Raw genomic sequence first — 18162 nt, forward strand, 5'->3', positions numbered from 1 at the left:
TTGCGGTCGGATGGGTCGGACGGGGCGGATGGGTCAGATGCCGTCGGCCGCGAGCCCGCGGACGCGGATCACGGTCCGGCCGGTGTCCGTGTGCCGGGCACTCCAGACACCGAGTGCCGGGTCCCCTTCGAGCCGGACAGGTCCGCCGGCGGGGGTGCCGGCCGCCGGGAAGGAGAGGTGACGGATCGTCAGCGGGTCGTGCGTGACGGACAGTCCGGGGGCGCGTTCGGTGACCGCGCGGACGATGTTCTCGACGGCGGCGACCGGCACGAGGCACTCGGGCGGCTGCGGCACCACCCACAGGTCGGGCGCCGTGCAGCGGCCGGCCTCGGCGACCATCCGGTGCCGGCCGTCCGGGCGCCAGCGCGCCAACGGCACCACCACCCCGTGCCAGCGGAGCACGGGCGCGGCGCTGAGCAGGGTGGTGCCGAGGGCACCGGCGTGGTGCCCGGCGGGCGGGCGCGGTGCCGGGGGCGCGGCGGCGGCCGCCTCGCCGGGTGCGCCGAAGACCAGCCGCAGGCGTGCGGTGTCCGCGTCGTCCGCGCCCGTCGTCATGGCCCCGGCGGGGTCCACCCGGCGGAAGGCGACGTCCAGCCGCCAGCGGCCGTCCGTGCTCCGCCGCGCCCGGATGTCCCGGCGCAGCCGCAGCGGCCCGCCGTCCGGGCAGCGCAGCACGTTCCACGGGACGCGCAGGTCCTCCACCGCGTGCGGGGCGTGGTCGGGCAGGTCGGCGGGGGTCACCCACTCCGCGCCGCGCACGGCGCTCTCCACCAGCATGCCGAGGGGTACGGCGGGCGTGCCGTGGACGGTGAAGTCACCGACCGCCGGGCTCGTCGCCGGGTCGAACGTGACGACGGAGCACAGGCGTTCGTGCGGCTGGAACACCTCCGCTTCACCCAGGTGGAAGACCTTCGGGTAGGTCTCGGCGTACCCCGGCAGCGACGGTGGCATGGGATAGCCGGTGGCCTGCACCGGGTCCAGCGCGCGGCCCAGGGGACCCACAAAGGTGATCTCGCCGCGGCTGCCGGCCAGCAGCTCCGCCTGCCAGTGGTCCAGGCCCTCGGAGACATCCAGGGCCGCCATGTAGCGCAGGCTGGCCTCGTAGTTGGAGATCAGCCCCAGCCGGGCCCAGGTCGGCCAGGCCAGTGTCATCACCGGGTACGGCAGCTGCCGCGCGGCCCACAGGCCCAGGCGGGCCAGGCACTCGTTGGCGGCCGCGTAGTCGAACTGGCCGACCATGCCGCCCAGCCGCCCGGTGAGCGAGCCGACTGTGCACAGCAGCTTCAGCGGCCGCTCGCGCAGGGCCCGCACCAGGTGGACGAAGGAGTCGACCTTGGTCGCGACCACGGCGACCACGTCGTCGTCGGACTTGTTGGGCAGCCGGGTGGGCCGGTCCACGCCCGCGTTGTGCACCACGGCAGTCAGGCCGGGCAGCCCCGCGACGAGCGTCCGCACCTGGCCGGGGTCGGTGAAATCGCAGCGCCGGTACTCCAGCCGCAGCCCCTCGGCGCGGGCCGCGCGCAGATGCCCGACGAGTTCCCAGGTGCTCTCGGCGCGCCCGATGTCGCGGCGGATGTCGGCCACGCCGCGCCCCTGCCGGTGCCCGGCCCACAGCTCGGCGCGGCGCTCGGCGAGCCGCTCGGGGGTGTGATCGTCCCAGGTGTCCTCGGCCGGCAGCCGCCCGCGCCCGGTCACCACGACCCGCAGTCCCAACTCGGCGCACAGCCGCCGGGCCAGCGCCATGCCGATGCCCCGGCTGCCGCCGCTGATCAGCACGGTGTCCTCGGGGCCGAGCCGCACAGTGGGCGGCCCGGGCCGTACGGCGTCCGGCGTCAGGGTCCAGCGCGCGCCGTCCCGGTGCCCGATCTCGCTCAGGTACGGGCGGCCCAGCTCGTCGCCCACCAGCCGGGGCAGGTCCGCGCGGTCGCCGAGGGCGATGTCGAGGACCCGGGCCCGGCAGTTGGGCAGCTCCCGGTGCAGCGTCTTGGCCAGGCCCGCCCACAGCCCGCCGAGCGGCTGGGCGATGTCGTCGTCGGGGTGGTATCCCATGCCGCCGCCGTGGTACGTGACGGCGAGGTAGGTGAGCCGCTGGGCCGAGGTCTCCCTGCTCCACTCCGGGTAGCAGTGCCGCAGCGTGTCGAAGGTGCGCAGCAGTGCCGTGCGCCATCGGCCGGCGCAGGAGTCGGCGTCGGCGTCGGCCGAGAACCGTTCGGCGAGCGTCAGGTCGACCAGGGTGTCGGGCACCGGTCCGGCTTCGGCCGAGGAGCCGGAGAGCGAAGGGCCGGGCAGTACCGACGCGCCCCGGGCGCGCAGTTCGCCGCGCACCCGCTCCGCGTCGTCCGGGGTGCCGCCGAGGACGAGCACCCGCCGGCCGGTGAGGTCTCGGGGGCTGCCGGGGGCCGGGGCGGGGGTGAGCCGCCACAGCATGCGGCGCACCGGACGGGTCATGGCGTCGGATCCGCCGGTGCCGGCGGACGCCGCTCCGTCCGCGGTGTCATCGCTGAGGAGCGGAAGGTCCGTGAGCGCGGTCATGCGGTACGGCCCCCCGCCCCGGCCGGAGCCTGCGCGGGCGGACGCACCTCGCCGGTGTCCGGGTCGAGATACCCGATCACGGTGGCGTCGACGTCCTTCATCTGGGCCACGACGTGCCCGCCGGGGGCGACGGCGACGAACCGGTTGCCGGACCGCGGCGCGGCCGTGAACCCGGGCTGGGTGACGTACAGGTCCAACGCTCCGTGGGTCTGCGCCAGGTCCAGGTCGTTGGCGCTCTGGTACAGGTCGATCCGCCGGATGGACAGCGGGGCGGCGACCGGGACGAGCCCGTCCACCGGGTCCAGCACCCCGGTCCGCGCCAGCGCGTCCAGCAGCACGGTCGGCATCAGGAACTGCCGCCAGGGCCCGGTGGCGGGGTCCAGCTCGGGCCGGAACACCGAGCGGGCGCCCAGCCGGTGGCGCCGGGTGCCGGTGGTGGCCCGGAACGGTCCGCTGAGCAGCACGGGGGCCGACGGCACGTGGTAGGGATCCACGACGGGCTGCTCCCCCTCACCGTCCCAGCGCTGCCACTTGGGCGCCGTCGGGAACGCACCGGCGACCAGGACCCGCACGGTGAAGTGCGGTTTGCCGGACACCAGCAGCACTCCGGACGGGGCGATCACATCGTGGGTGACGGAGACCTCGACCGTGGTCAGGTCGCCGACCCGCTCGCTGATCCGGGCCGTGATCCGCTTGGGCGTCTGGGCGACGCCCTCCCGGACCTGCAGGAAGTGCAGGAAGCGCAGGTCCTCGAAGGCGACCACACAGCCGTCCGGGACGAGGGCGAGGGCGGCCTCGGCGGCGATCTCGGTGACGAAGGTGCCGGGCAGCGTCGGCACGCCGCGCACCAGGTGCCCGGCGAGATAGCCGTCGGTGTCCAGGCCGAAGGGGCACTCGAAGCGCACGGCGCCCGGGCCGTCGCGGTCGCCGGTGTCCGCGTCGCAGGTGTCCGTCGGCAGCGTACGGCGCAGATAGAACCGGCCCCGGGCGGGCCCGCCCGGCTCCCGGGCCGGCGCGGTGGCGGCGACCGCCGGCCGCTCGGTCAGGTAGCCGGGGTAGAACGTCTCCACCGTGGCGCGTTCAGCCGCCCCCATGTGCACGAGCGAGGGGGTGCGGTCCCCGGTGCCGAGTTCGGCCAGGAAGTGCCGGACGCCTTCGGCGACCGGCATGTGGCTGTAGGAGCCCGCCCGCTTGAAGTACTCGCGGGTCAGCTCGTCGGCGCCCATGCCGACCTCGTCCCAGAGGGTCCAGCCGATGACGAACTCGTCGCTGCCGGTCGCCTTCGCGGCGTAGGCGGCGGCCGTGGCCAGGTAGTCGTTGCCGGAGGCGTAGTCGGGCTCGCCGCGCTGCCCGAAGTAGCCGAGCAGGGAACCGAAGTCGCACCACAGGCGCGGTGGCCGACCGGCGAGCGCGCGGTGCAGGTTACGGTGCGCGACCAGCTTGAGGTCGCGGATGCGCCGGAACTCGTCGAAGTTCTTGTCCTGGATCAGCGCGGAGCGGTTCAGGCCGGGCGCGTTGACGAGCAGATCGATCCGGCCGTGCGCGGCGTGGACCGTGTCGAGGGCGCGGCGCACCGACTCCTCGTCCCGTGCGTCGCAGTGCAGGTACGTCACCCGCCCCGCACCGCTGTGCCGGGCCATCCGGTCCAGGTTCCGCCGAGCGGCGCGCGCGTCGGCCATGCGGTCGAAGCTCTTGTTGATCGCGGCGACGGTACGGCCGCCGGCGGCGAGCTGCTCGCGGATGTACCGGGCGCGGGTGGCCGCGAACTCCTCGTCCGTGCCGTCGAAGGTGCCGACCGGGTAACTGTCGACCGGATTGCTGCCGAGTGCGTAGATACGGCTGCCGTAGCGCTCGGCGACCGCCGTGAGCAGTTCGGCGGTGATGCCGCGAGCCCCGCCGAGGGCGACCACCACGGACTCCCGCTCCAGCGGGGCGGGGCGGTCCGCGGAGGCGGTGGCCGGCCGTGCGGTCAGGGTGGGGACCCGGCGCAGGTCCCCGTCGCGGTGGACGACCGGGAAGGCACGCTCGCAGGCCCGCTCGGCCGCGATCAGCTCCGCCGCCGCCTCCGGGTCGCCCGTGGCGGTCAGCAGGGCGAAGCAGTCGGCGTCCGGGCGTTCCAGGCGGACGCATTTCAGCAGACCGGTGAAGAGTCCGGCGAGCGGGTGGGCGATGCCCTGGGGCTCGGCGCCGAGCAGGGCGAACACCGCGGAGGCGGGTGCCTCGCCGAGGTCGGCGTAGCGCTGCTGTACGACGAGGAAGGCCAGGTCGTGCAGCGCGGTCAGGCCGGGGTGGTCCGCGGTGAGCGCGGTGCGCGGCGGCGCGGACGCGGTCAGGTCGGTGACCAGGACGACGTGGCGTGCCGGGCGGCCCAGCGCGTCCAAGGCCGCGCGCACGCCCTCCGGGGTGCTCGTCACCTGCCGTACGGCGGGTTGCTCCCCGGTGACGGGTGTGGTGCTGAACACGGTGCAGTCCGCGGCGCCCCGGGCGAGGCGCTCGGCGAGGCCGGGCCGGTCGGTGAGGATCAACGCACCGTCGGGCACCGCGGCGGGCACCGGGCCACGGGGTGCGGCGGGCGCCGGGGTGAGCGTGACGGCGTACCGCTCGACCAGATCTGGGGCGGAACCGGTGGGTGCGGCCCCGGTCCGCATGGCGGTCTGTGCGGCCTCGGTTGAGGAGGCCTCGGATTCCACGGGGGCGGAGCCCCGCGCGTCCTGTGCCGGCTCTCCGACCGTGACGACGAGGTGGGTGGCCATGTCGTGGCCGTTCTCCCGGCAGTGGATCCGGGTGGTGGTGCCGGTCCGCTGGAGGGCGCGTAGGATCTGCGCCCCACCGGCCGCGCCGAGGTAGTGGCCGTAGCCGCCGCGCGAGCCGCAGTCGAGGACGTCCGGTGCCCCCTCGCCGGTGCCGGCCTCGCGCACATCGGCCTCGTCGATGATGCCGAGGACGCGCAGTCCGGCCTTTCTTGCGGCGCGCTCGGTGGTCAGCCCGAACAGGAAGGCGCCCTCGGCCGGCCGCACCGGCTCCTCGAAGACGTCGGCCAGCAGCCCGCCGAGTTCGGGCAGGCTGTTGCCGTTGATGCCGCCCGCGAGCACGAAGTCCAGCTCACCGCTGCGCAGATAGCGCACGGCCGTCGCGAACGCCGCCACGGTCGAGGCGAGTCCCGCGTCCACGGTGATGTTCGGGCCCTTGAGGTCGAAGTAGTTCGCCACCCGGGCCGAGATGATGTTGGGCATCATCCCGGGGAAGGAGTCCTCGTTCGACGGCGGGACCAGCGAACGGACCCGTTCGCGCATCCGCTCCAGCAGCGGCGTGAGCTGCGCGGTGGCGGCGAGTTCGGGGTCCTGGCGCAACGCGTGCTCGATGTCGTCGAGGTAGCAGCGGTTGGCGTAGAGCATGGCGGCGCGGGTGGGGCCCATGTGGCCGACCACGACACCGGTGCGCTCGGTGTGCCGCTGCCAGAAGTCGCCCAACTGGTCGCGCAGGTCGTGCGCGCAGGCCAGGATCATCAGCTGGCAGCGGTCGATGGTCCGTACCGTCGCCGGCGGCATCCGCACCTGCTGGAACGGCGGTGCCGGGTACTGCTCGCCGAAGCTCTGCTCGACGTCCCGGTCCCCGGAGAGCCACTGCAGGACCTGGTCACGGTCCTCGACGCCGGGCAGCTTGACCGACCAGCCGACCACCGCGATGCGGTCGGTCGCGGACCGGGACGCGGCGGCCGTACGGCCCCGCTCCCTGTCAGTCCCCTCCGTACCCCCCGCACCCTCAGTACCGTCGGTGCCCTCCGTGAGGATCAGGTGGGCGTTGGTGCCGCCGAACCCGAAGCCGGAGATCGCCGCCGTGCGGGCCCGGCCGGGGACGGCGGGCCACGGCCGTGGGCTGCCGGAGATCTCCAGCCGGGTGCGGTCGAGTTGGAACATCGCGGGGGCGGAGGAGAACCGGTACTGGCCGGGGATGGTCTCCCCCTGGAGCGCGAGGATGGACTCGATGAGCGAGATCACGCCCGCCGCCCAACCGGTGTGCCCGATCAGCGACTTGTTGGAGGTGACGGTGGTGGCGCGGGCGTTGCCGTAGTGCTCGCGGAGCGTGGTGAACTCGGCGAGGTCGCCGGCCGGGGTACCGGTCGCGTGCGCGTTGATCCAGTCGACCTCCGCCCCGTCCAGGCCGCCGGCCTCCAGCGCTCGCTCCACCGCCAGGTTCTGCCCGGTGGAGCTGGGCGCGTAGATCGCCTTGCCCTTGCCGTCCGAGGAACTGCCGAACGCCTTGAGCACGCCCAGCACGCGGTCGCCGTCGGCCTTGGCCCGGCTGAGCCGCTTCAGTACGACGACGCCGGCGCCGTCGGCGAAGATCACACCGTCCGCCTCGGCGTCCAGCGCGTGCACCGCGCCGCGCTGGGACAGGCCCTTGAGCTTGGAGAACAGCACGGTTCCGCGCGGGGCCAGCGCGAACGCGCCGCCGCACACCGCGATGTCCTGCTTGCCCATCAGCAGGCCCTTGATGCCGATGTCGATCGCGTACAGCGAGGAGGAGCAGGCCGTGTCGACCATCTGGAGCTGGGTGGCGTCCGGCAGGACGCCCGCCATCGCGGCGAGGCCCACCTGGTGCGGCAGGAACCGTGGCGCGTCGGTGGCACCTCGGTGGTAGCGGCCGGACAGCACCTTGTCGACGCGGCCCACCAGACGGGCGCGGTCCTCCTGCGTGAGGTCCAGTCCGGCGGCGACGTCCTCGGTGAGACGCCGGGCGGCGTGCAGGACGCCCGCCTCCTCCAGGTGCTGGCTGCCGTCGGCGGTGTAGCCCACGTGGAAGGAGAAGCGGTCGGTGTCACCGACGCGCACCCCGTCCAGGGCCTGGACCAGCGAGTGGCGCAGCCACAGAGTGGTCAGCTCGGTCTCGTCCGGTAGCGCCGGCAGACCGTCCAGGACGGCGCGGCCCGGTTCGAAGTCCGTGATGAACACACAGGTGTCCTGGTAGGACTTGTCCTCGGCGGACCGGTCGGGCGAGGAGAACCGGGCCCGGTCCCAGCGGTCCTCGGGCACCTCGATGAACAGCTCACGACCGGTGGTGCGCAGCTGCCAGAACTTCTCGGGGCTGTCGGCACCGCTGACGACGAGCCCCATGCCGACGACGGCTATGTCGTCGTCCTCGGGGAAATCCGTGTCCCCGTGCGTGTCCCCGTCGGCCTCCGCCGAGGTGAGAGCGGCGGGAACGGCCGCGGGCTCCGCCTCGGCCTCAGCCGTGGCCTGCACGACCGCGGGTTCCACCGCACCCGTGCCCGCGGGCGGCGAGAGCAGCGGTGCGCCGAGGGACAGTCCCCCGTCGGCGAGGACCACCTGGCCGGTGATCCAGCGGGCCCGGTCGGAGGCGAGGAAGGCGACGACCTCGGCGAACTCCTCGGGCGTGCCCAGGCGTCCGAGCGGGGTGCTCGCCGCGATGGCGGCCTGCATCGCCCCGGCGTCGGGGAAGGCCTCGGCGACCTCGCTGACCAGCATCGCGGCCGAGGCGGTGTTCACCCGGATGTTGAAGGGTGCGAACTCCACGGCCAGGTAGCGTGCGGCGGCCTCGACCGCGGCCTTCGCGGGGGCGCAGGCCAGGTAGTTGGCCATGACGAGCTGTGAGCCGCCGAGGGCGGAGATGTTGACGATGGAACCGCCGCCGGCCCTCCGCATCAGCGGGGCAGCCGCCCGGGCGCAGCGCAGGCCGCCCTTGAGGTTGGTGTCGAGGGCCTTGTCGAGATGGGCGTCGGTGACCTCGGAGCCGGGGACGAGTGCCCCGTTGGCCGCGTTGTTGACGAGGATGTCGAGCCGGCCGAACCGCTGCTCGATCTCGGCGAACATCCGGTCGACCTGCTCGGGACGGGCCACGGAGGCGCGGAGCAGGTCCACGCGGGCGCCCCGGGCACGCAGTTCGCGCTGGGTCTCCTTGGCCTGCTCGTGCGAGTGGAAGTAGTTGACGAGGACGTGGGCGCCTCGGTCGGCGAGGGTGGCCGCGATGGCCTTGCCCACGTTGCGGGCGCCGCCCGTGACGAGTGCGATCTTGCCGGTCAGGTCCTGCATGGACGTCGTCCCTCCGGTCCGCCTGCTCACGCCGCGGCGCCCTGGAGCCGACGGCCGTTCAGTTCCTGGTGGATGAGGTCGGCGACCTTGTCGAGCGTCTCGTAGTCCGCCAGCCGGAAGTCCGCACCACGCGGCTCCAGCCCGAAGTACTCCGACGCCCGCGACAGCAGCTCCACCTGCTTCACCGAGTCCACACCCAGCTCCGCCTCCAGCAGCACACCCGGCGTGAACACCTCCTCCGGATACTCCAACGCCCGCGCATACAGCCCCCGCACGGTCGCGAACACCTCCTCCCGCCCCAGCCCCTCCACCACGGCGGCAGCCGGCCGCGCACCGGTGTCCGGCGCCTCACTCTCGACGGCGCCGCGCCGGGTGCCGAGTTCCTGGTGGATGAGGTCGGCGACCGCGTCGAGCGTCTCGTAGTCCGCCAGCCGGAAGTCCTCACCACGCGGCTCCAGCCCGAAGTACTCCGACGCCCGCGACAGCAGCTCCACCTGCTTCACCGAGTCCACACCCAGCTCCGCCTCCAGCAGCACACCCGGCGTGAACACCTCCTCCGGATACTCCAACGCCCGCGCATACAGCCCCCGCACGCTCGCGAACACCTCCTCCCGCCCCAGCACCTCCACCACGGCGGCAGCCGGCCGCGCACCGGTGTCCGGCCGCTCGGCCGCGCCGTCCGTGCCTGCGGGCTCGGCCGTACCGGCCGGCACGTTCTGCGGCGCGGTGCGGAAGTCCGACAGCCGCCTGCTCACCAGGGCGGTGATCTCGTGGCCGGTCGTGGTCCAGAAGGTGGAGAACTCGGCGGCGGTCAGCTCGGGGGCCAGGTACTGGCGCAGGGAGTCCAGTCCGTCGCCGGCCGACAGGCCCGCCCGCCGCAGCTCGGCCAGGGTGTCGGCCAGCCGCAGGGTGTTGCCGCGGCCCACGGACAGCGTGGACAGCGAGGTGACGTCGTCCGGCCCGCCCAGTGCCTTGGGCACCAGCGAGGTGAGGGTGGCGCGTCCGCCGGCCTCCACGAAGACGCGCGCGCCGTGCTCGTGGAGGAGGGTGACGGCCGAGGAGAACCGCACGGGCAGGGTGAAGTGGTCGGCCAGCCGGTCGCCGAGGCTCTCGTCCGGGTCGTAGAAGCGCTGCAGGATCGGCGAGTACACGGGCACGCTCAGCGGGCCGCGCGGCAGGTCCCGTACGGCGGCGGCGAAGTCGGGTGCCACGGAGGCGAGCGACGGGTTGTGGAACGCGAACGCGGCGTCCAGTTCGGCGCAGCCGATCCTGAGCTGCTCGGCGATGGCCTTGACCTGGCCGATGGCCTCGCGGGGACCGCTCAGCACGGTCTGGGTGGCGTGGTTCTCGGTGGCGACGGCGAGACGGTCGTTCTCCACGAGCGCGATCAGATGCCGGGCGCGGGAGGGTGCGGCGGCCAGCGCGACCATCGCTCCGCTGCCCCCGTCCAGCCCGGCGATGGCGGCGGTGCGGCGCAGTACGATCCGGGCGCCGTCCTCGACGGAGTAGCCGCCCGCGGCGACCAGCGCCGTGATCTCGCCGAGGCTGTGGCCGACGAGGGCGAAGGGCCGTACTCCGTGCTCCGTGAGCACGCGGTGGGCCGCGAGACCCGACCCGTAGATGGCGAGCTGGGACACCCAGGGCTCGTCCCTCAGCAGGTCGGTCAGTTCCACCGGTGTGTCGCGGAACAGTGTCGCGGACAGCTCCCGGCCGTGGATCTGCCGGGTCACGGTGTCGATCCGTTCGAAGACGGCCCGCACCTGCGGGTAGCCGTCGGCCGCGCGTGTGAGCGCGACACCGTCGAAGCCGCCTTGGCCGGGGAAGAGAAGAACGGGGCCGGCGTACTGCCGCGTACCGGGCATGGTGGGAATTCCTCCAGAACAAGGTGTCACGGGCGGTGCTCCGAGCAGCCGCACAACGGCGTCGGTGCACGGGCGTGTCATCGGGGATGGCGAAGGGCCGGTGGTCGTACCGGGGCGTGGCTCAGGCAGCCGTGCGCAGGAGAAGCTCGCCCATGAGACCGAGCCGGGCCGCCAGCAGCCGGTCGGCGAGCCGGGCCGTGGCCTCGGACCGGCCGGGGACGGCGTACAGCAGCCAGCGCAGCATGCGGATGGTGTGCGGCAGTCCGCCCTCTTCGTCGAGATAGTCGAACAGTTCGCGGAAGCTGCGGCGGGAGTAGAACTCTTCCGGCGGGACGACCGCGGCGAACAGCCCGATCATGGTGCGCGCGTGCCAGGGGCTGCGGCTCATCGCCTCGATGAGCGCCCGCTCCTCCCGCGTGTGGTCGAGGATGCGCGCGTAGTCCCGGGTGTAGTCGTAGTGGTCGCGGACGAGCGCGTCCCGGGCGCGGGCGTACGCCGCCAGCTCCAGGTCCAGGCCGCGGCCGCCGGACAGGCCCCGGTGCACGGCGTCCGCGAGGAGTTCGGCGCCGAGCACGGCGTGGGTGATGCCGGATGCGGTGATCGGGTCGCGGGTGGCGGAGGCGTCGCCGACGAGGGCCCAGCCCGGACCGTGCGGCGTGCGCAGGAAGTTGGGGACGGAACCGGTGAGCCAGCGACCGGCCCGCCGACCCGCCCGGACCTCTTCGGCGAACTCCGGGTCCACGTCGGCCAGCGCGGCGATGACCGTCCGGTCGGTCGCCTCGTCACCGCCCGGCGAGGGGAAGTCCGCCGTGGGCCAGGCCACTCCCACGATGGACAGGCCGTCGTGGGTGGGCCAGGTGAAGGGGTGGCGGCGGTTCTTGCGGTAGGTGCGGACGAGCGAGGGCTGCGCCGGCCCCTCCCAGTACGTCCACAGGCTCTTGCTCAGCACCGGTTCGGCGCGGTACTGGCCGACCCCGGCCAGCCGGGCCACCTTGGAGTTCTTGCCGTCGGCGCCGATGACGACGGTGCCCTTCTCCTGGAAGCGGCCCAAGCCCTTGGCCGTGCCCGCAATCCCTACGACGGTGCCGTCGGCGTCGCGCAGCAGTTCCTGGACAGAGGTCTCCTCGCGTACTTCGGCACCGGCGTCGGCCGCGCAGCGCACCAAGGCCTCGTCCAGTTTGACGCGGGGCGGCGACAGCGCGTAGTCGACGTCCTCGACGGCGGGCAGCCGGGCCTCCAGCCGGACGGGGCCGCTCTCCAGGCGGTAGCGACTGATCCGCGGGATCGTCGGGTCGCCGAGCCGGTCGAGCACCCCCCACCGGGTGAGCCGCTGGACGCCCGGCGGGTGGATGAGGTTCGTGGACGACGACGTCGGGCTGGGAAAACGCGCCCGGTCGACCAGCAGCACCCGGTGGCCGAGCCGCGCCAGCAGCAGAGCCGTGGATGCGCCGGATATTCGTGCGCCTACAACAATCGCGTCGTACACGAAAGCCCCCGTCCACGAATGAAGATCTCCGGATGGAAATCCGGCGCGGCCAGCGTAACAAGACGCCCCGAGTATTCGTCAATCATTTATTGCCGGGCCTCCCACCTGCACATTCTCGGCCAGCGAGAAAACTCGAACCGGTTTCTCGGCGGATGAGAAATATCGCCGACCTCCACCCGGCGCCCGGTTTCTCATGTGCCGAGAAAAGGGCGGCTGTCGCGGAAACTCGGCTCGCATTCCGCTACGCTGCTCCGGGTAGGACTGATTCCGGCTACAGCTGATTCCGGTACCGCCGGTACCGGCGAACACGGCGGAGTGAGCAAATTGGGTTACACGCAGGCCTTTTTCCCTGACAGCCAGGTCGTGGGCGTGGGCCCGGAACCGCATCCGTGGATCGCCCCCGCCCTCCCCCTGCTCGGCATGTGGCGCGGGTCCGGCACCGGTGGATACGCCACTCTGGCCGACGGCTTCTCCTACGAGCAGGAGATCACCTTCAGCCACGACGGCCGACCCTTCCTGCGGTACGAGGCGCGCGCCTGGCTGACCGACAGCGAGGGCCGGCCGGACCGCCCGTCGGGACGCGAGACCGGCTGGTGGCGGGTCGGCGCCGATGGCTACCTCGAGGCGGTGGTCGCCCATCCCATCGGGATCGCCACCACGTACGTCGGCCGGATCTCGGGCGGCGAGATCGAGATGGCGTCGCGGGACACGGTCGTCACCCCGCTCGCGAAGGAGGTCACCGCGTCCCGGCGCCGCCTCACGCTGCGCGGGGACGAGCTGACGGTCGTCACGGAGGTGCAGGCGGTCGGGCAGCCGCTCCAGCAGCACCTGTCGGCCCGTCTGCGGCGCCTGCCCGGCTGACCGGGGCCGGTCACGTGGAACTGTGGTGGTGGCGGCACGCCACACCGGTGCCCGAGGGCTTCACCGAGCTGCTGGACGCACCGGAACGCGCACGGGCCGCCGCCTTCCGCTTCCCGGCCCACCGCGCCCGGTTCATCTGGGCGCGGGCCCTGACCAAGCGGATCGCGGGTACCGCTGCCGGGGTGCCCGCCCGGGACGTACGGCTGACCCGGGAGCCGTGTCCCTGCTGCGGTGACACCGGACACGGGCCTTTAGTGGCGGAGCTCGCGGACGGCGCGGTGCACCTCAGCCTCTCGCACAGCGAGGGCTACTCGGCCCTGCTGTTGTCGCCACGCCACCCGGTGGGCCTCGACATCGAGCTGCTGCGGCCGATGCCCCTGGACGTGCTCGCGCCGACGACGCTGAGCGCGGACGAGCGGGACTACGTGGCCGAAGAGCCTGCGGGCCGACGCCGTTCGCTCGCCTACCTGCGCTGCTGGACGCGGAAGGAAGCCGTTCTCAAGGCGGTGGGCACCGGGGTCGTGGGCGACCTGACCGACCTGGACGTGCGGCCGCGCGAACGGACGGCGCGCGTATCGCACGGCACGGGGCGGCGCGGGGGCGACTGGCGGGTCAGCGACCTTCTGCCGACCCCCGGGCTCCTGGCGGCGGTGGCCCGGCCGGCCGCCGGGCCGGACGAGCCCGTCACGGCACACCGGGCCGCCGCGAAGCCGACCGGGCCGATCTGACCGACCGGGCCATCCGGACCGACCGGCTCGGTGGCTTGGATCCACCCCCTCGCACGCCAGTCGGATCCTTCATTCCGCTGCTTCTTCACGGGGCAACGGTCGACGATCCGCGCCGAGACGGAGCACAGAGCACGGCAAAATTCAGCCGAATCCGTTAGAGAGTGAGGCCCGTCACACTCCCGCCCGCCAGGTCGCTGTACCGTCCAGCAAAACGCACGTAACTCGCCTGCGGCAGGTACGGGAAACCATCCCGCCAGCACCGCAAGTAGTTGCACAAAGAACCAACGGGGGCTGTGCATGCATTTCTCGCCATTGACAACCCATTTGACGACACCAGGGCCGGACGCATTTCGCACATGTCGGCTTTTCGCGCGAAGGAACTCATCCATCCGTCACTGAAGTCACGCGGTGACTCCGACGCCCGCCGACCGCATTCCCCCCATTTTCTATGTCGAGAGGTCATACCGTGCGCCACGGTGCCGCCCATCAGTCCGGTGTCACACGGACCCCATTTCCCGCCCCTCAGCAAAATAAATTCAAAAACCAGCCCAAGAATACGTCGCACACCGCCGGGTCGAGCCACGCCGAGCGCGTCTTCCGCGTGCAGCACGCCTTCACCCAGCTGGGCGGCGAGGTGCACGGACTCGCGGAACTGGCCCGGGCCTCCTGTCTGGACGACTCCACCGTCTACCGGATCCTGCGTTCCGGTATCGAGCAGGGCGCGTTCGTGCAGGTCGCCCGGGGCCGGTACCGGCTCGGCCCGGCCGCCGCGCGGCTCGGCACCCAGGCACTGACGCCCCGGCTGGACCACGACGCGCTCAGCGACTGCCTGGAACAACTGCGCCTCAGCACCGACGGCGGGATGGTGTTCCTGTACGGCCTGACCAACCTGGGCCACCCTCAGCGGCACTGCCTCAACATGGCGGTGGGCGCCCACGACCTGACCGAACTGGGGATGTCGCCGCGGGAGATCATGCGGGTCAACCGCTCGCTGCGGATCGGCGCCTCGGGCCGGGCGATCCTCGCCCACCTCTCCGAGAACCTCCAGCACCGTGTGCTCGCGGAGCAGTTGCCCGCGGCCGTGGGACCGGGCGTGTACCGGGACCGCGGTCAACTGCTCGCCTCCCTCGCGGAGATCCGGGTCAAGGGTTACGCGCTCGGATTCCAGGAGTGCGCGCGCGGCTGGGACTCCTTCGCCTCTCCCGTGCTGTGGGACGGCACCGTGCTGGGCTCGCTCGTCCTGCTGAAGCCGGCCCACCAGTCGGCAGCCACCCGTGACCGCTGCGTCCTGGCCGTCAGGTCCGCGACGGCCGAGGTGAGCCAGCTCATGGGAGTGCTGGAACCGCAGCCGCGCGGCCGGATCGCCTGACCCGCGGCTCCCCGCGGGGGCTTCGCAGGGCACCGTCGCCCGGTCCATGCGGAGCCCCCGCGCGCCTTCGGCCGGGTCAGCGCGCCGCGATGGCCCGCCCCTCGGCCGGAGTGTCACCGCCGTCCGCCTCCGCCTCCACCTGCCGCTGCTTGCGCCTGATCAGCAGGTGCCCCGCCTCACCGATCAGCAGGCCTGCGACGACGATCGCGGCGGAGGGCACACCCAGGTAGCGCATCTCCACGTCGTGGTCGAGGAGGAAGCCCCCGACCACCGGAGCGAGCGAGACACCGACGTAGTTCGCCGAGGAACTGAGGGAGATGGACATCTGCGCGACCGCGGGGTTCACCCCGGCGAGCCGGTGCTGGATCGGGACGAGCATCGCCCATCCGCAAGCGCCCCACAGCATCGCGGCGACGAACGCGGTCGCCAGGTGCCGGCTGCTCCACGGGGTGGTGGCGAAGACGGCGACCGCGATGACACCGGCCGTGTTGATCACGACACGGTTGCCGAACTTGTCGGTCAGGCGTCCGGCGGTCATGTTGCCGACGACGGCCGCGATGCCCCAGGCGAACAGCAGCCAGGCCAGAGTCCGGCCGTTGCCGTCCGTGGCCGGGGCGAAGATCTGGCTGACGTAGGTGTACAGGACGAACAGGCCGCTGTAGCCGACCAGGACCAGCAGCAGCGTCAGGGCGATCCGGAGATCGGTGACGGGCGACAGACGCTGTTTCAGCGTCACCGCCGGCGGGCTGGGCACGGAGGGCAGGGCCACCGAGACGGCGATCGCGGCGACCAGACCGACCGCCGCGACGAAGATCATGGTGCCGCGCCAGTCGGTGAAGCCGCTGATCGCGGTACCGATGGGGGAACCGAGGGCGGTGGCCGCGCTCAGTCCGCCGAACAGGATGGACAGGGCGGTACCCCGCCGCTCCGGCCCGGCGAGCGCGACGACGACGCCGGCCGCAGTCGGTGTGAACATGGCACCGCCGAGCGCGGCCATCACCCGGAAGCCCAGCGCCACCTCGAACCCGGACGCGAGCCCGGTGCCGATGTTGCCCGCGATGAACACCAGCAGGCCGCCGATCAGCAGCAGCCTGCGCGGCACCCGGGCGGCCACCGCCGCCACGACGGGCGAGAGGACGGCGTAGGACAGCGCATAGGCCGTGATCAGCTCGGCGCTGGTGGGCACGTCGACGTCGAGGTCCTTGGCCACGCTGGGCAGGATGCCGGCGACCACGAAGCTGTCCGTGCCGATGGCGAACATGCCGATGGCCAGCGTGACGAACCGCCAAGTAAGGCCTTTGTCTGGTTTTTCCACGGGAATCCCCATCGTTGACGACGGAAGCCAGGGGTGGCTGAAGAGGCACAACTAACGGGCAAGTCGAAAATTCTCCGTTAGACATCGCGACCTTATCCCAGCCTCACGGAAAGTCTCAAGTGCTAGCGTTAGGTCATGGACGCTGCCGAATCCTCCACCGCGACGGCCCCGCCGCAGGCTCCCGGCGAGGACCGCCACGGCGCTCTGGCACTGGTGAACACCGAGTTCAGCCGGCCGAACGGCCCCTATGACGGACTGCGCGACACCGAGAGCGCCGCCGCCTGGCTGAACAGCCGGGGACTGCTCCCCTCCGGGACCCCGGTCGCCACCCGGGAGCTGGAACGGCTGCTCGAACTCCGGCGTTCACTGCGGGAATTGCTCGACGCCCACCTGAGCGGCGCGGCACCCGCCCCGACAGCCCTGTCCACGGTCAACACCACCCTCGCGGCGGCCCCCGCCGTCCACGAGATCCACTGGGAGCACACCGGCCCGGTCGCGGTCGTCCGCCGCCCGGCCGACGACCCCGTCGGCGCGGCCCTCACGGTGCTGTCCGAGAACGCCGTGGAACTCCTGACCGGCCCCCCGAGCGGCCGCCTCTCCACCTGCGGAGCTCCCGGCTGCACCCGCCTCTTCGTCCGCACCCACGGCGCCCGCCGCTGGTGCTCCGACCGCTGCGGCAACCGCGTCCGCGCGGCCCGCCACTACACCGATCACCGCACCACCCGAGGCCGCACAACCTGAGAAGACGCCGGCTTGGAACTCGACCACTGCGCTGCCAACTCGGCTCTCGTGCACGTCAGTTCAGGGTCGGCCGTCCGTATGCTCCTGATGGTCCGGCGACTCGGACCCGCGCGGCCACCAGGGCCACGCGCCACGAACGTCACTTCAGCGTCAAGATATCGCCCGTATCGCCCACACCGCACATAATGCCCACCTAAAAAACCGCAGGTCAGGAGCCCTTTGCGGCGGGTTCAAGGATCGCCACGCACTCCACGTGATGCGTCATCGGAAAGATGTCGACCTGGGCGAGTCACGAAAACGCCCAGGTCAGAGCGGATCATCGACTCTCTGCCGCGTCTGCGGGCGCCCAGAGCGTCAAATGAGCGTCATGACCGACAGTCCATCCCTCCCCTTTGGGCGGAAGAGGTCGCCACGACCAGCTCACCTGCACGAGCTGGCTCCCGCTCACTCCTCAAGCTGTGGCGGGTATGCGCACACGCGTCGGCCGTACCGTGCACGCCGTGCAGGAAGACGCCTTCCTCCAGCTCGCCTCCCGCACCCGGGCGGCCGCGTGACGGGCACTTCCAAGCAGCGCCTGGCGGCGGACGGCAAGACCGTTGCAGAGGAGATCCGCTTCACCTGGGACGGCCTGACCCTCTGCGAACAGACCACCGTTTCCAGCGACCTGCCTCGTCCGGTAGCGCTCACCTGGGAGCACCGCGGCCTCACGCCCCTCGCACAAACCGAGCGCATCCTCACCCCGGATGCCCGTCAGGAGGAAAGCGCCGCGGCCTTCTCGTGCAGGGTGGGATACAACTCGGCTCCGAACACGTTCGTCCGCGGGCGCTCGATCGCCGACACCAGAAGGCCCATGTCGCGCACGCTGTGCTCGGTACCGCTGACCGTGCGGGCGATGGCCAGGACCTCGTCGATCTGGAGATGGCGCACGTCGGTCACTTCAGGTAGTCCAGGATCTCCGCATCGCTGTCCATGAGCTCGGCCAAGACGTCATCGACCTTCAGCTCGGCCCGGCGTCACGGACCTGAGCGGTATCAATGTGGCGCGGTCGGGCCGCGTTCTCCGCTCGCACCGCCGCTGCGGAGGTGCGGCAGAGACTTCCGCTTCGAGCGTCATCCGAGCGTCAAGAATCTCCGAACGGCCCTCTGAAGGCGTCGACGATGCAAGCACCTCGCCCACGAATTCCAGGTCAGGGAGCTTGCAAAATCGATCCGTCCGCTC

The 18162-nt window shown here is 72.3% G+C and carries 9 protein-coding genes and 1 pseudogene; 4 read left to right on the plus strand and 6 right to left on the minus strand.

All coding sequences use genetic code 11. The features are described 5' to 3' along the window. Positions 1-33: 33 nt before the first annotated feature. The 4 genes from ABZY20_RS22455 to ABZY20_RS22470 form a co-directional block, all read right to left on the minus strand. Positions 34-2532 carry a KR domain-containing protein gene (locus ABZY20_RS22455; RefSeq protein WP_356443298.1) on the minus strand — a complete coding sequence of 833 codons (2499 nt, stop codon included), beginning with the start codon at positions 2530-2532 and terminating at the stop codon, positions 34-36. Continuing rightward, on the minus strand, positions 2529-8582 hold the full coding sequence (locus ABZY20_RS22460; protein WP_356443299.1) for an SDR family oxidoreductase: 6054 nt from the start codon (positions 8580-8582) through the stop codon (positions 2529-2531). The genes ABZY20_RS22455 and ABZY20_RS22460 overlap by 4 nt, the downstream gene beginning before the upstream one ends. A gap of 26 nt (positions 8583-8608) precedes the next feature. After that, positions 8609-10444, minus strand: a complete 1836-nt coding sequence (locus tag ABZY20_RS22465; protein WP_356443300.1) for an acyltransferase domain-containing protein — start codon at positions 10442-10444, stop codon at positions 8609-8611. A gap of 121 nt (positions 10445-10565) precedes the next feature. Continuing rightward, positions 10566-11930, minus strand: a complete 1365-nt coding sequence (locus tag ABZY20_RS22470) for an NAD(P)/FAD-dependent oxidoreductase (RefSeq protein ID WP_356443301.1) — start codon at positions 11928-11930, stop codon at positions 10566-10568. 369 nt (positions 11931-12299) lie between these two features. On the opposite strand from ABZY20_RS22470, the gene ABZY20_RS22475 reads away from it, so the two are divergent. The 3 genes from ABZY20_RS22475 (at position 12300) to ABZY20_RS22485 (ending at position 14888) form a co-directional block, all read left to right on the plus strand. Beyond that, positions 12300-12791, plus strand: a complete 492-nt coding sequence (locus tag ABZY20_RS22475; RefSeq protein ID WP_356443302.1) for an FABP family protein — start codon at positions 12300-12302, stop codon at positions 12789-12791. Positions 12792-12805: 14 nt separating this feature from the next. Further along, positions 12806-13519, plus strand: coding sequence for a 4'-phosphopantetheinyl transferase superfamily protein (locus ABZY20_RS22480; RefSeq protein WP_356443303.1), 714 nt, complete (start codon positions 12806-12808; stop codon positions 13517-13519). Between the two features lie 601 nt (positions 13520-14120). Next, positions 14121-14888, plus strand: a complete 768-nt coding sequence (locus ABZY20_RS22485; protein ID WP_356443304.1) for an IclR family transcriptional regulator C-terminal domain-containing protein — start codon at positions 14121-14123, stop codon at positions 14886-14888. A 76-nt stretch (positions 14889-14964) separates the two neighbouring features. Here ABZY20_RS22485 and ABZY20_RS22490 read toward each other — a convergent pair whose 3' ends face one another. Next, on the minus strand, positions 14965-16203 hold the full coding sequence (locus tag ABZY20_RS22490) for an MFS transporter (RefSeq protein WP_356443305.1): 1239 nt from the start codon (positions 16201-16203) through the stop codon (positions 14965-14967). A gap of 135 nt (positions 16204-16338) precedes the next feature. On the opposite strand from ABZY20_RS22490, the gene ABZY20_RS22495 reads away from it, so the two are divergent. Next, positions 16339-16944 carry an ABATE domain-containing protein gene (locus ABZY20_RS22495; RefSeq protein ID WP_356443306.1) on the plus strand — a complete coding sequence of 202 codons (606 nt, stop codon included), beginning with the start codon at positions 16339-16341 and terminating at the stop codon, positions 16942-16944. A gap of 759 nt (positions 16945-17703) precedes the next feature. Here the strand turns inward: ABZY20_RS22495 and ABZY20_RS22500 are convergent. Continuing rightward, positions 17704-17880: pseudogene (locus tag ABZY20_RS22500) on the minus strand (toxin); the annotation flags it as partial. Positions 17881-18162: the final 282 nt, after the last annotated feature.

The organism is Streptomyces sp. NPDC006624, assembly GCF_040611555.1.
Lineage (GTDB): Bacteria > Actinomycetota > Actinomycetes > Streptomycetales > Streptomycetaceae > Streptomyces.

Coding starts and splice junctions, on each gene's coding strand:
- ABZY20_RS22455 (WP_356443298.1), bottom strand. CDS start 2,532: ATGACCGCGCTCACGGACCTTCCGCTCCTCAGCGATGACACCGCGGAC.
- ABZY20_RS22460 (WP_356443299.1), bottom strand. CDS start 8,582: ATGCAGGACCTGACCGGCAAGATCGCACTCGTCACGGGCGGCGCCCGC.
- ABZY20_RS22465 (WP_356443300.1), bottom strand. CDS start 10,444: ATGCCCGGTACGCGGCAGTACGCCGGCCCCGTTCTTCTCTTCCCCGGC.
- ABZY20_RS22495 (WP_356443306.1), top strand. CDS start 16,339: ATGGACGCTGCCGAATCCTCCACCGCGACGGCCCCGCCGCAGGCTCCC.